Source organism: uncultured Microbacterium sp. (assembly GCF_963528945.1).
Lineage (GTDB): Bacteria > Actinomycetota > Actinomycetes > Actinomycetales > Microbacteriaceae > Microbacterium.
On the sequence record NZ_CAURWX010000001.1, the window covers coordinates 496211 to 510371 of the forward strand.

The following is a 14161-nucleotide window of genomic DNA, read 5'->3' on the forward strand; positions in this document are numbered from 1 at the left end:
GAGGCGTCTCAGCCGGCCGGCTCGAGCTGCACGACCAGCGCGCGGTGGTCGCTGCCCCCGGCGTCGTCGAGCACGCGCGATCCCGTGGGCGTCCAGTTCTGCGAGGCCATCACGTGGTCGATGGGCGCGCCGGCGAGGGCGGGGAACGAGCTGGGCCAGGTGCCCTGCATCCCGTTGCCCGTGCGGGAGGCGACGTCGCGGCAGTAGCCGATGTCGCCGCCGTCGACCCCGAGGCCGGCCATGTGGTCGATCGTCGCGTTGAAGTCGCCCGCCAGGATGAAGTCGCCCTCGGGGCACTGGTCGGCGATCCACGACAGGTCGGCCTGCCACTGCGCCATCTCCTCCTGCCGCGGTGCGACGGCGTGCACGGCGACGACCGTCGGACCGGTGCCGTCGATCGGCATGAGCACGACGCTGGGCACGGAGCCGGTGTTGCTCGATCCGTCCTCCGACGACTGGATCACCGAGTACTCGCCGAGGTCGGGGGACACCAGCACCGTCGTCTGCCACGACTGCGGGCCGTTGGGGATGTCGGGGCGGAACTGCACGTGATGCACCCACATCGGATGCCCCTGCTCGCGCAGCATCACGGCGATCCGCTCGCCGACCGCCTCGGTGGTCTCGGGCAGGGCCACGATGTCGGCGCCCTGATCGAGGATCTGCTGCGCGATCTGCTCGGCCCCGACGGCCTCGCCCGCGGTGTTCCAGGTGAGCACGCGTACGCTGCCCTCCGTCTTCTCCGGCAGGTCACCCCCGCCGAACCCGCGCAGGGCACCGATGCCGGCCGTCGCACCCGCGCCGAGCAGGGCCACGATGAGGATGGACGCCGCGAAGCCCCGCAGCGGTCGGGCGAGGAGCAGCAGCAGCGCCACCAGCGCGATCGCCGCGAACCCGACGAGCACCACCCCGCGCACCGCTACCAGCTGCGCGAACGGGTAGGTCTGCTCCAGGTGGAAGAACTGCGGCCACACCACGACCGCCGTGGCGGCGGCGAACAGCACGGTGACGAGGATTCCGAGGAGGCGAAGCATCCCCACCAGAGTAGAAGCGCGGTCCTGTGAAGTCCCTGCTGTGCTGCCGTCGGTACGCTCGGAGGATGGCCTCTGACCTCTCTCGCCGATTCGCCGGTCCCGCCGACCTGCATCTGCACTCCAATCACTCCGACGGGACGGAGGCCCCCGCCGAGGTCGTGCGCCAGGCGCACGCCCACGGTCTGCGCACGATCGCCCTCACCGACCACGACCGCACCACGGGGTGGACGGAGGCGGGCGACGCGGCCGCGGCGCTCGGGATGACGTTCCTCCCCGGCATGGAGCTGTCGGCGAAGCACGAGTGGCGCAGCGTGCACGTGCTCGGCTACCTGTTCGATGCAGACGACGCCGCACTCGGCGCCGAGACGGCCCGCATCCGGGGCGATCGCATCGGACGCGCCGAACGCATCGTGCGCAGCATCGGCCGCGACTACGACCTCAGCTGGGACGACGTGCTGGCGCAGACCACGCTCGACGCGACCGTCGGGCGCCCGCACATCGCCGACGCGCTCGTCGCGCGCGGGATCGTCCGCGACCGCACCGAGGCGTTCGACGGCATCCTCCATCCGCGCGAGGGGTATTACGAGCCGCACTACGCGCCGGACCCCCTGACCGCGGTGCGGCTGATCACCGGGGCCGGGGGAGTGGCCGTGATCGCGCACCCCGTGACAGCGGGTCGCGACCGCATGATGCCGGTGTCCTTCCTCGAGCGACTCATCGACGCCGGACTCGGCGGATTCGAGATCGACCACCGCGAGAACACCGCGGAGGGCAAGCGGCTGCTGCGCGACATCGCCGCGCGGCACGACCTCATCGTCACGGGCTCGAGCGACTATCACGGCACGGGCAAGCCCAACCGCCCCGGCGAGAACACCACCGACGACGACATGGTTCAGCGGCTGATCGACCGCGCAACGGGCACCGCCCCGCGGTTCCCCTGACGTCGGCGCCGGCGGTCTGACGGGGTTCTCCCGGCGTGCTCGCCGCGGACGCCGATAGCATCGCCGGATGCAGCGCGCCACACCTCTCGAGCGACGACTCGACGGCATCGCCCATCGGTTGCTCCGCGATGCGCCCGCGAACGGCGCACGGGCGGCGCTCGTCGAGGTCGCGGTGTTCGTGTGCAAGCAGGCGTGGGCCTGCGTGTTCGGAGCCGCGCTGCTCGTGGCGATCGTCGCCGCGCGGCTGTGGTCCCCCGACGATGCCGTCGTCGCGCGCAACGACGTGCTCACGCTCACGGCGGTGCTCATCCAGATCGCGATGCTCGTCTTCCGTCTGGAGTCGGGGCGCGAGCTGTGGGTCATCGTGCTCTTCCACGTCACCGGCACGGTGATGGAGCTCTTCAAGACCGATGTGGGCTCGTGGGCGTACGCCGCGGACGGCGTGCTGCGGCTGGGCGGGGTGCCCCTGTTCAGCGGTTTCATGTACGCGGCGGTCGGGTCGTACATGGTGCGCGTGCACCGCCTCTTCGACCTGGGGTTCACCCGGTATCCGCGGCGATGGGTGACCGCCCTCGTCGCCGGCGCGATTTACCTCAACTTCTTCACCCACCACTTCTGGTGGGATGCGCGCTGGGTGCTGCTGGTGGCGGTGCTCGCGCTCTGGGCGCCGACGATCATGCATGCGCGCGTGTGGCGCCGCACCCTCCGCATCCCGCTGCTCCTCGCCTTCGGCGGAGTGGCCGTGTTCATCTGGTTCGCCGAGAACATCGGCACCCTCGCGGGAGCCTGGGCGTACCCGGATCAGCTCGACGGATGGCAGCTCGTGTCGCCGAGCAAGCTCGTGTCGTGGTTCCTGCTCATGATCATCTCGGTGGTGCTCGTCACCTGGGTGTACCCGCCGCGCGCTCCGGGCGCGCAGGACCGAGGGGAACGCGAGAGGGGCGGACGCCGCAGCATCCGCCCCTCTCGGACGATGTCGTGATCGACGCTCAGGCGCCGGCGACCGGAGCGGAGCCCGCCCCGGAGCCGCCGCGGCGACGGCGACGGCGACGCGCCGGTGCCGGCTTGCCGTCGTGGTGCTCCTTGCCCGCGCCGTCGTGCGTGCCGGCGCCCTCGGCGCCGCGGTCGGTCGCCCCGGCGCCTCCGCTCTCGGAGGAGGAGGAGGAAGGCGCACCCTCGGTGAAGCTCGATCCCACGGCGTCGGATCCGCCGCGACGGCGGCGCCGGCGACGCGTGCCGCCCTCGCCGGCGCCCTCGGCCGCGGCATCGGCGGCGCGCTCGGGACGGGGCCCGCGCGGGGTCTTCGTCGACTCGGTCTTCGGCGCCGACACGAGACGGCCCTTCGTACCGGCGGGGATGTCGAGGTCTTCGTACAGGTGCGGGCTCGACGAGTAGGTCTCGACGGGCTCCGGCTGGCCGAACTCGAGGGCACGGTTGATGAGGGCCCACTTGTGCAGGTCCTCCCAGTCGACGAACGTGACCGCGATTCCGGTCTTGCCCGCGCGACCGGTGCGGCCGGCGCGGTGCAGGTACGTCTTGTCCTCGTCGGGGATGGTGTGGTTGATCACGTGGGTGACGTCGTCGACGTCGATGCCGCGGGCCGCGACGTCGGTCGCGACGAGCACGTCCTTCTTGCCCGCCTTGAAGGCGGCCATCGAGCGCTCGCGCTGGTCCTGCCCCATGTCGCCGTGCACGCCGCCCACGTTGAAGCCGCGGTCGCCGAGCTCGTCGACCAGGCGCTGGGCCGCGCGCTTCGTGCGCGTGAAGATCACCGTCTTGCCGCGGCCTTCGGCCTGGAGGATGCGCGCGATGACCTCGTCCTTGTCGAGCGAGTGGGCGCGGTAGACGAGGTGCTTGATGTTGGCCTGGGTGAGCCCCTCGTCGGGGTCGTTCGCGCGGATGTGGATGGGGTTGGTCATGAACCGGCGGGCGAGCGCGACGATCGGTCCCGGCATGGTCGCCGAGAACAGCTGCGTGTGCCGCACCGCAGGGACCTTCTGGAAGATCTTCTCGATGTCGGCGAGGAAGCCGAGGTCGAGCATCTTGTCGGCCTCGTCGAGCACGACCTCGGTCGCGTTCGACAGGTCGAGCAGCCGCTGACCCGCCAGGTCGATCAGGCGGCCGGGGGTGCCGACGACGATCTGCGCGCCGGCCTTGAGCTGGTCGATCTGGCCCTCGTACGCCTTGCCGCCGTAGATCGCGACGACGCTGGTCGGCCGGTTGCTGGTGAGCAGGTCCATGTCTTCGTAGACCTGGACGGCGAGTTCGCGCGTCGGAACGACGATCAGGGCCTTCACACCCGGCTCGGGGTTCTGGCCGAGACGCTGCACCACGGGGATGCCGAAGCCGAAGGTCTTGCCCGTGCCCGTCTTGGCCTGGCCGATGATGTCCTGCCCCGGCAGGCCGAGGGGGATGGTCTGCTCCTGGATGGGGAAGGCGTCGACGATCCCCTTCGCAGCGAGGGCGTCGACGATGTCCTGATCGATCCCGAGATCGGAGAAAGTAGTCACAGTGTTCAGATTGCCTGTCCGGCGGTCGCGACCGACCGCCACGTAAACGATCCACGCCGTCTCTTGTGCCACAGGCGCGGGCCCCGCTCCGACGGCGGGGACACGCCCAGCCTACCGGAGGGCGCCCACAGCCCCGGGAGGGAGTGCCGCGGCGGGTAGGGTGATCCTGGCGGCCGACGCGGGAAGGAGACCCCGGTGGTGAAATGGTTCTGGCAGCGAGATGCTGCGCCTCGGCGCACGCTCGCCCTGCGCAGCCGCGGAGATCAGGGCGACGCGACGCGGGTGGACTTCGCCGAGCTCGCCCCGGAGCTGCCCCGCTTCCTCGGGCAGGCGGCGTATCTCCAGCTCGGCTACTTCGAGACGCTCACCCGCCTCATCCGCGCGACCCCCGCCCTCGCCGAGAAGGAGGCGCTGTCGCGCGCCGCGGGTGCGGCGCTCACGAAGCACCGCGGCATCGTCGAGGTGATCGCCGCCCGGGGCGACGACCCGACGCAGCTCATGCTGCCGTTCCGCGAGAACCTCGATGCGTTCCGCCGCAAGACGATCGGCGCGCGGCCGCGCGAGACGCTGCTGGCCGTGTACATCACGGCGGGCATGCTCGACGACTTCTACCTGGCGCTCGCCTCGAGCTACGGCGAGACGGGGCAGCGGATCGCCGCGATCCTGCGCGAGGACGACGCGCGGCACGAGATCGTCGCGATCATCCAGGAGACGATCGAGAGCGACGAGGAGTGGCGCTCGCTGCTGTCGATGTGGGCGCGCCGCCTCGTCGGCGACACCATCCTGGTCTGTCGCTCGGCTCTGCGTCCCGACGCCCTGGTCGCTCCCGACGACGAGCGGATCGAGCCGGTGTACACCGAGCTCATGGGCGCACACGCACGCCGCATGGACGCGATGGGTCTCGCCTCCTGAGAAGCGATGCTCCGCGTGACGGGCGAGTCGGAGTCGTCGGGCTCAGATGCCCAGCGCCGCGGTGCGCGCGGCATCGGAGCGCCGTCGCGCGGTGACGACGGCGAGCGTCGCGACGATCGAGACGACGGTGCCGCCGAGGATGCTCGCGACCCAGAGCCAGACGTTGCTCTCCGCCCATCCGGCCCACTGCAGCCCCGTGTAGGCGGCGGCGGTGACGGCGACCGCCACTGCCGGCGCGAGCACGACGCCGCGGAGCTCGCGCCCCGCCACGGTGAAGTGCACGACGATGCCGAGCACGCACGCAGCGATGAGAGCCAGGAGGATGTACATCGCGGTCAGGCGACGAAACCGACGCGGCGCGACTCCTCGGTGCCCAGCTCGATGTAGGCGAGGTTCGCGGTCGGGACGATGTAGGAGTTGCCCTTCACATCGGAGAAGCTCAGGTGAGCGGTGCTCTGCTCGAGAGCGGCCGAGACCTGCGCGCGGATCTCGTCTGCGGCGGTGGCGGTCTCGAAGCTCAGCTCGCGGCCCGTGTTGATGATTCCGATGCGGATTTCCACGCGTGCTCCTTGGAGTGTGAGGACGATCTCTCGTCCGAGGTCTCCGCCCACTCTATAACGGGCCGTGCGGGCCGGATCGGCCGCGCAGGGCGGTTTCGCCAGCAGCGCACACGCCGGCGCGGGAGGTCTCCGCGCGGGCGTTGGCGGGCGCCGCGCGGGGCGGTGTCGGTGGCGCGGGATAGCGTGGAGGCATGACACCCGATGCCGCGCAACGAGCCGTGATCCAGGCCTCCGCGACGGCATCCGGCGTGATCATCGGGGCACCGGGAACCGGTAAGACGCGCACGTTGATCGAGCGCGTCGCGCACCTGCTTGATGCCGCGGCGCTCCGGCCGGAGGAGGTTCTGGTCCTCACGCCCAGTCGTCAGGCGGCCACCGCGCTGCGCGACCGCATCGGCGTGCGCGTGCGCGAGGCCACCCCCGGGCCGCTCGCGCGCTCGCTGGGCTCGTTCGCCTTCCAGATCGTGCGCGGGGCGATGGTCCAGGCGGGGGAGGACCCGCCGGCGCTGCTGACCGGCGCCGACCAGGACCGCATCATCGCCGACCTTCTCGACGGCGACGCCGAAGACGATCGCGTGACGTGGCCCGATGCCCTGAGTGCGTCGGTCCGCGCGTCACGGGGCTTCCGGTCCGAGTTGCGCGCCTTCCTCGCGGAATGCACCGAGCTCGGTGCGACCGCCGCCGAACTGCGCGACGCGGGCGAGCCCGTCTGGGCCGCCGCCGCGGAGTTCCTGCGCGAGTACCGCGAGGTGCTCGATGCGCTCCGGTCGGCGCACCGTGATGCCGCCGACCTGCTCAGCGAGGCGGCCGCCGTGCTGCGTCGGGCGGAGCCGTCCACACTGGGACCCCTCGCGCCGCTCCGTGTCGTCCTGATCGACGACGCGCAGGAGCTCACCCGCGGCGGTGTCGGAGTGGTCCGCGCGCTGCGGGCACGCGGCATCGCCGTCCTGGCGTTCGGCGACCCCGACATCTCGTCCGGGGCGTTCCGCGGTGCCAGTCCCGAGCTGTTCGCCGAGGTGGCCGGGCTGCTCGGCGAGGTGCACGTGCTCGACGGCGCACACCGCCAGCACCCCGCTCTCGCCGCGCTCACCCGCACGGCGACCCAGGCGATCGGCGCCTCGGGCAGGGTCGATCATCGGCGGGCACCGGTGGCGGCGACCGCCGACGAGGTCGACGAGGCGATCACGACCTTCCTCGCCCCGTCGCCCCACGAGGAGTTCGACCGCATCGCCGGCGTCATGCGCGCGTGGCACCTCGTCGACGACGTTCCGTGGGACCGCATGGCGGTCATCGCCCACGACACCCGACAGGTGTCGCTGCTCGAGGCCGAGCTCGCGGCGCGCGAGATCCCGACGCGGGCCGCCGGTGTGCAGCGTCCGCTGGGGAGCGAGGGCATCGTGCGCGACATCGTCGGCATCGTGCGCCTCGCGCTCACGCCGGTCGAGGAGCGCACGCCCGCCGACCTGGAGGAGGCGCTGCGCACGCCGTTCGGAGGGATGGACGCGATCGGTCTGCGGCGGCTCCGCGCCCGCCTCCGCCATCTCGAGCTCGAGCAGGGCGGTTCCACTCCGGCTCGGGAGCTGCTCAGGCAAGCCATGGCGGCCCCCGAGCACTTCACCCTGATCGACGCGCCCGAGTCGCGCACCGCGCGCCGTTTCGCTGACACCCTCGCACAGGTCGGTGCGGCGGCCGCCGACGGCGAGACGATCCACGACCTGCTCTGGCGCGTCTGGGAGCAGGCGCGTGCCGTCGACGGCCGACGTCTGCTGATCGCCTGGCGCGAGATCGCTCTGCAGCCCACCGGAGCGGAGACCGCCCGAGCCCTCGACGCGCTCGTCTCGCTGTTCGACGCCGCCAAGCGTTTCGTCGAGCGGTCTCCGCACCTGCGGCCCGAGGCCTTCGTCCGCGACATCCTCGACAGCGAGGTGCCGGAAGACTCGCTCTCCACCCCCGACCGGCCGGGGCGTGTGACGCTCCTCACGCCGGCGACCGCCCTCGGCACCGAGTTCGACGCGGTGGTGGTCGCCGGTCTGCAGGATGGGGTGTGGCCGAACCTGCGGCTGCGCGGCGGACTGCTGCAGACCTGGCGGCTCTCGACGGTCGTGCACGCCCGTCGCGCCGGCGTGGACGCCGACGTCCCCGGTGTGCTCGACCGTCGTCGCGCCGCCCTGCACGACGAGCTGCGACTCTTCGTGCGCGCCGTCTCCCGCGCCCGGCGGCGTCTGCTCGTGACCGCCGTCGACGACGACGATCTGGGCCCGAGCCCGTTCTTCGGGTTCCTGCCGCCGCCCACCGCCCCCGAGGCGCACGCGTCGGCCGAACATCCGCTGACTCTGCGCGGTCTGGTCGCGCGGCACCGTCGCGTGTTGACGACCACGACCTCGGTCGCCGCGCGCGCGGAGGCGGCCGCGCAGCTCGCCGTGCTGGCCCGCGAGGGCGTTCCCGGAGCCGACCCGGACGACTGGTACGGCGTCGCCCCGGTGAGCACGCTCGAGCCCGTGCGAGACCTGGCGGAAGAGGGTGCGCGCGTGTCGCCCTCGCGCCTCGAAGCCTTCGAGGAGTGCGGCCTCAACTGGGCGGTGTCCTCGTTCGGTGGAGACACGATCGTTCCCCCCTCAGCGGGCATCGGCACGATCATCCACGAGGCGATGGAGCGTCACCCCGACGGCGACCTGGAGGGCATGCGGAGGGTGGTCGACGAGCACTGGCCGGAACTGGACTTCGAGACCGCGTGGATCGGTCGCAAGGAACGTCGTCGTGCCGACCTGTACGTCGAGCGGCTGCACGCCTACCTCGGCGAGGTGCGCCGCGACGGCGGGCGCGTTCTGGGAAGCGAGACGAGGTTCCAGTTCGCGGTCGCGCTACCGGACGACGATCAGGCGGTCCCGACCGTGCGTCTCCCCGACGATGCCATCGGAGTGCCGCGGGCGATCGTCAGCGGCTCGATCGATCGGATCGAGGCGTATCCCCCCGAGGCGGGGGAGCACCCGGCCGCGCGCGGGCGCGGTTGGACGGGGATGTCCGTTCCCGACGACGGCGAACGCACCGTCGTCGTCGACCTCAAGACCGGCAAGAGCGACCCGGAATCCGACCCCGCCGTCGCCGCCCATGCTCAGCTGGCCGCGTACCAGGTGGCCGTGCAGGAGGGGCTGGTCGACGGGGCCGGTGCGCGCTCGCTCGGCGGTGCCCGCCTGGTCATCGTGTCGAAGACCCTGGCGAAGAGCGACTACCGGGTGGCTCATCAGCACACGCTGGGCGATGACGAGCGGGTCGCCTTCCTGCGGCGCGTGGGCGAGGCGGCGCGGGGAATGTCGGCCTCGAGCTTCACGGCGCAGGTCGAGTCGCACTGCGCCGACACGCAGCGCCGACTGCACCCCTGCCGCATCCACACCGTGCCGGCGGTGAGCGCGTGAGCGCATGGCAGGGCGGCTTGGGCATCTCGGCGACCGATGTCGCGGCGGCGCTCGGACAGCCGTCGCCGACGCCCGCGCAGCAGCGGGTGATCGAAGCCGCACCGTCGCCGGCGCTGGTGGTGGCGGGCGCCGGGAGCGGCAAGACCGAGACGATGTCGGGCCGCGTGGTGTGGCTGGTGGCCAACGGCCACGTGCGCCGCGACGAGATCCTCGGGCTGACCTTCACCCGCAAAGCCGCGGGAGAGCTGGCCGAGCGCATCTCCCATCGGCTCGCCGTGATCGACGAGTACGGCCGCCGCGGGCTGCTGCCGCATCTCCCCGAGATCGTGCGGTCGGGCGGACTCGCCCGTGTCGACGCCGCCGCACCGGGCCGCCAGCGCGAACTCGTCCGTTCCCAGGTGCTCGACGAGCTCGCCGTCTCGTACGGGACGACCGCCGACGTCTCGGCCGCGCGCTCCGCCGAAGACCTGCTGATCCGCCCGCGGGTGTCGACCTACAACGCCTTCGCCGACGGCATCGTGCGCGAGCACGCGGCTCGCATCGGCCGCGACGCCGATGTGGCGATGCTGAGCCAGGCCGCATCGTGGATGCTGGCACGCGATGTGGTGCTCGCCGCCGACCTCCCCGAGCTCGAAGACATCGATTACGCCGTCGGCACCGTGATCGACGCGGTGCAGCGGCTCGCCGGCGACGTGCTCGACCATCGCGTCGATCTCGGGGCGGCCGAGCGTATCGCGCGGCAGACGGCCGACTCGTTCGAGCCGTATCGCGGCAACGCCGATGTCGAGAAGGCGGCGGCCAACCTCCTCGCCCTCCCGACGCTCCTGCGCCTCGTGCGCGAGTACATCGCCGAGAAGCACCGCCGCGGAGTGCTCGACTTCGCCGACCAGGTCGGAGGCGCGTTCGACATCGTCGAGGCCGCACCCGACGTGCGCGCGGAACTGCGCGAACAGCACCGTGTCGTGCTCCTCGACGAGTACCAGGACACGTCCGTCATCCAGACGCGATTCCTCGCCGCCCTGTTCCACGATGCACCGGTCATGGCCGTCGGCGACCCCCACCAGTCGATCTACGGGTGGCGCGGGGCGAGTGCCGACAACCTCTACGCCTTCTCCGGTGCCTTCGCCCGGTCCGAGGCTGCGCAGACGTTCAGCCTCATGACCAGCTGGCGCAACGACCGGCGCATCCTCGACGTCGCGAACCGCGTGCTCGAACCCCTGCAACGCCCCGGTCTCGACGTGCCGCCCCTCGAGCCGCGGCCCGGCTCCGGCGACGGCGCGGTCGATGTGCGATTCCCACTCACGGTCGACGAGGAGGCCGAGGCGGTGGCCGACTGGTTCGTCGAACGGCGGGCCGCGCACGACGGTGCCTCCGCGGGGCGGCCGCACACGGGTGCGATCCTCTTCCGGTCCAAGCGTCACATGCAGACCTTCGCAGCGGCCCTGGCCGCGCGCGGCGTTCCCCACCGCATCCTCGGACTCGGGGGTCTGCTGGCGACGCCGGAGGTGGTCGACGTCGTCTCCACGCTGCGGGTGGTGCACGATCCGACCGCCGGGTCCGCGCTCATCCGCCTGCTCACCGGTCCGCGCTTCGCCGTCGGCGTCGCCGACATGGCGGCCCTCTACGACCTCGGCCGCGCGCTCGCGGAGCGCGACACCGGGATGATGCCCCTGCCTGAGGAGGTGCGGGTGCGGCTGCGGTCATCGCGCGGCGCAGACGAAGCGGTGTCGATCATCGACGCCGTCGACGTGGTGCGCGCGGTCCGCGACGATTACCGGCTGCTCGAACGCATCACGCCCGAGGGGCGGACGCGTATTCGCGCGGCGGGCGAGATGCTGGAGCGGCTCCGTCGGGCGTCGTCGCAGCCGCTCCTCGAACTGCTGCGGCTGATCGAGCTCGAATTGCGGCTCGACATCGAGCTGGCGTCGAACGAGACGCGCGGGCCGGCCCGCATCGCGGCGACGCAGCTGCGCGCGTTCTCCGACGAAGTGCGCGCGTTCCTCGCCGCGGACGACCGCGGCACGATCGGCAGCCTGTTGGCGTGGCTCGAGAAAGCGGAGCGCACCGACGAACTCATGCCCCGGCCGGAACCGCCCGAGCCCGGCGTGGTGCAGTTGCTCACGATCCACGGGTCGAAGGGGCTCGAGTGGGACGCGGTCGCCGTCGTGCGGCTGGTCGTCGACGAGCTGCCCGGACGCGTCTCCGACACGTCGGGCTGGTTCGGTTTCGGGGTCGTCCCGTTCGCCCTGCGCGGCGACCGGGATGCCCTCCCGCGCTTCGACTGGGATCCCGCAGCGGCGATCGGCGACGAGGCCGACCCGAAGAAGCGTCAGGCGCTGGCCCAGTCGTCGCTCTCCGGAGGCATCACGAAGGCCAACCCGCACGGCGGAGCGCTCCGTCGCTTCAAGGACGCCTACCGCGCCTACCAGCAGCAGGAGGAGCGACGGCTCGCCTACGTCGCGATCACCCGCGCCCGCACCGACCTGCTCCTCACGGGCGCCCACTGGGCGGGGCAGAAAGCTCCGCGCACGCCGAGCCCCTTCCTCGCCGAGGCGATGGAGGTGCTCGGACGGGATCCGATCGATCCCGTCGACCCGGACGAGAACCCCTACGACGGCCCGGGCGCCACGATGGTATGGCCGCTGGACCCCCTCGGCTCCCGGCGCCGCGCGGTGGAGGACGCTGCGGCCGCAGTACGGGCCGCCGGCACTCGCGGCGAGGCGCTGCAGCCGAGTCCGGAGCTCGAACGACTGCTGGCCGAGCGCGCCGCGCGCCTGCGGGGCATCGACGCCGACCCCCCGACCCGCGTTCCTGCGTCGCGCTTCAAGGACTACGTGACCGACTACGCCGGCACGGTCGCGTCGATCGTGCGGCCGATGCCCGAGCGCCCGTACCGGCAGACCCGGCTGGGCACCCTGTTCCACGCCTGGGTGGAGCAGCGCTCGGCACTCGTCGGCACCGGGACGAGGCCGGAGGAGGCGCTCTGGGAACTCGATGAGGACGAGGCGATGAGCGATGCCGCGTCCGCCACCGCGGGAGACGCGGCGGATGCCGTCGACCTCGCCGCGCTGCAGAGCACCTTCGAACGCAGCGAGTGGGGCGCGCTGCGCCCGATCGCGGTGGAGATCGAGATCGATTTCGCCCTGGGGGCCGAGAGCGACGCGCTGCCGGGGGAGCAGGAACGGTCAGGTCGGGCGGTCGGTGCCGCCTCGCCCGAGTCGAACATCATCATCTGCAAGCTCGACGCGGTCTACCGGCGCCAGGACCGCGGGGGACGGATCGAGATCGTCGACTGGAAGACGGGACGCGCGCCTCGCACCGCCTCCGAGAAAGACGAGCGGATGCTGCAGCTGGCGCTCTATCGGCTCGCGTACCACCGACGTTTCGGTGTTCCGCTCGACGAGATCGACGTCGCGCTGTACTACGTCGCCGACGACCTCGTCATCCGCGATTCGCACGTCTACTCCGAGGCCGAACTTCTCCAGCGCTGGAGCGCGGCCCGCGCAGCCCGCTGAGCTTCGTCGTCCTGATCGTCGTCGTCGGCCGGTTCACCGTGGGGCCGGTCACCGGAGTCCGAGTCGTCGGCGAACGCCGCCCGCACGTCAGAGAGATCCTCCGTCGGGACGTCTCCCATCGCGGCACGGTGCGCGGCGGCCGCATCGTTGCCTGCTGCGGTTCCGGAGACGATGTCGCCGGTCGCGGTCTCGCCCTCCGACCAGAGCTGATCGGGGTTGTAGGCATCGGTCTGCATGGAGGTGTCGACGTGCACGTCGTGATCGACGGGCACACGGTCGAGCGCGTCGAGGGCGGAGTCGACCCCCTCCGTTCGTGCGGCGACGACCGCGAGATCCTCGGACCGGAGGTTCTCGGCGAGCGCGTCGAGCAGAGCCGCGGCGTCGTCGACGATGTCCGCACGACGCAGGGAGTCGCCGTGCACCAGCCACCGCGCGAACTCGAGCTCGGCGAGCAGGCGCGCCCGTACCTCGAGTGCGGGGTCGGGGGAGCGCTCGAGGGCCGCCCCGTAGGCGGCGTAGACGTCGGCCGAGGCATCCGGTGCCGCCGAGAGCCAGGCCAGATCCACCGCGGGGTCGCCGACGGCGAGTCCGTGCCACCCCAGTACCCCGACGACCTCCGGGCCGCGCTGGGGGTCGTCCTCGAAGAGGAAGGAGGTCGCCTGAGCGCCGCCGAGCGTCGTGGTCGACTCGAACCGCCACAGGTCGTCATCGGCCACCGCCTCGCGCCACCGCACGGTGAGGCGGGCGGGAACGCGGCCGGTCGCGGCGGCCTCGTCGACGAGGCGTTCGACGTCGGCGCGGCTCTCCGCCGCAGTGCGCGCCAGCAGGCCCGCGCTGCGGACCACGGAGGCGGGGAGCTGATGGAGGGCGGCGAGAGCAGTGCCGATCGACACCGCGGCACCACGCCCGGGCGGGATGTGCGCGGCCTCGATCTGGAATCCGGGCAGCAGCTCGGTGACGAGCGCCCGGCCGTCGCCGACGCGGGTCTCACCGATGTACTCGGGCGCACGGAAAGGCAGCAGGGCACGCGCTCCCGTGGTGAGCGATCGCAACGCGATCGCCTCGGCGGCGATCTCCCGGGCGGCATCGTCGTCGTCGGCGACGCGGATCGCGAGTTCGCGACCGTCGGCCAGCGTGGCGACCGCCGAATCGAACCGCGCATCGCCGTCGGCGGTGAGCACGCGCGTTCCCGTGACCTCCGCACCCGCAAGTGCCGCCGTCACCGCCGCGGCTAGAGTGAAAGGTGAGCGTCCCATCCCCCCAGGGTAGGTCGGCTCCG

10 protein-coding genes are annotated in these 14161 nt (G+C 72.1%); 5 read left to right on the forward strand and 5 right to left on the reverse strand.

The annotated features are described in order from the left end of the window. Positions 1–8: 8 nt before the first annotated feature. Positions 9–1031 carry an endonuclease/exonuclease/phosphatase family protein gene (locus tag RWS82_RS02230; protein ID WP_314646425.1) on the reverse strand — a complete coding sequence of 341 codons (1023 nt, stop codon included), beginning with the start codon at positions 1029–1031 and terminating at the stop codon, positions 9–11. Between the two features lie 65 nt (positions 1032–1096). Between RWS82_RS02230 and RWS82_RS02235 the strand changes: the two genes are divergently transcribed. Further along, positions 1097–1972: a PHP domain-containing protein gene (locus RWS82_RS02235; RefSeq protein WP_314646426.1), complete on the forward strand. Its 876-nt coding sequence runs from the start codon at positions 1097–1099 to the stop codon at positions 1970–1972. A gap of 67 nt (positions 1973–2039) precedes the next feature. Then, on the forward strand, positions 2040–2954 hold the full coding sequence (locus tag RWS82_RS02240) for a DUF817 domain-containing protein (protein ID WP_314646429.1): 915 nt from the start codon (positions 2040–2042) through the stop codon (positions 2952–2954). Between the two features lie 7 nt (positions 2955–2961). Here RWS82_RS02240 and RWS82_RS02245 read toward each other — a convergent pair whose 3' ends face one another. Continuing rightward, the gene (locus RWS82_RS02245; RefSeq protein WP_314646431.1) at positions 2962–4482 is read right to left on the reverse strand and encodes a DEAD/DEAH box helicase; all 1521 of its coding nucleotides are present in this window, start codon (positions 4480–4482) and stop codon (positions 2962–2964) included. Positions 4483–4677: 195 nt separating this feature from the next. On the opposite strand from RWS82_RS02245, the gene RWS82_RS02250 reads away from it, so the two are divergent. Next, positions 4678–5394: a ferritin-like fold-containing protein gene (locus tag RWS82_RS02250; protein ID WP_314646434.1), complete on the forward strand. Its 717-nt coding sequence runs from the start codon at positions 4678–4680 to the stop codon at positions 5392–5394. Positions 5395–5436: 42 nt separating this feature from the next. On the opposite strand, the gene RWS82_RS02255 is transcribed toward RWS82_RS02250, so the two are convergent. Together RWS82_RS02255 and RWS82_RS02260 are read right to left on the reverse strand one after the other, a co-directional pair. After that, a complete protein-coding gene (locus tag RWS82_RS02255) occupies positions 5437–5724 on the reverse strand; it encodes a hypothetical protein (protein WP_314646437.1) in 288 nt (95 codons plus the stop codon). 5 nt (positions 5725–5729) lie between these two features. Continuing rightward, on the reverse strand, positions 5730–5954 hold the full coding sequence (locus tag RWS82_RS02260) for a DUF3107 domain-containing protein (protein ID WP_314646439.1): 225 nt from the start codon (positions 5952–5954) through the stop codon (positions 5730–5732). 191 nt (positions 5955–6145) lie between these two features. Here RWS82_RS02260 and RWS82_RS02265 point away from each other — a divergent pair, with 191 nt between their 5' ends. Together RWS82_RS02265 and RWS82_RS02270 are read left to right on the forward strand one after the other, a co-directional pair. Then, positions 6146–9367, forward strand: coding sequence for an ATP-dependent DNA helicase (locus RWS82_RS02265; protein ID WP_314646442.1), 3222 nt, complete (start codon positions 6146–6148; stop codon positions 9365–9367). After that, positions 9364–12882 (forward strand): ATP-dependent DNA helicase, encoded by a 3519-nt coding sequence (locus RWS82_RS02270; RefSeq protein ID WP_314646445.1) that lies wholly within the window; start codon positions 9364–9366, stop codon positions 12880–12882. Before RWS82_RS02265 ends, RWS82_RS02270 begins: the two co-directional genes overlap by 4 nt. Here the strand turns inward: RWS82_RS02270 and RWS82_RS02275 are convergent. Further along, positions 12828–14138 carry a phosphotransferase gene (locus RWS82_RS02275; RefSeq protein ID WP_314646446.1) on the reverse strand — a complete coding sequence of 437 codons (1311 nt, stop codon included), beginning with the start codon at positions 14136–14138 and terminating at the stop codon, positions 12828–12830. The genes RWS82_RS02270 and RWS82_RS02275 overlap by 55 nt on opposite strands. Positions 14139–14161: the final 23 nt, after the last annotated feature.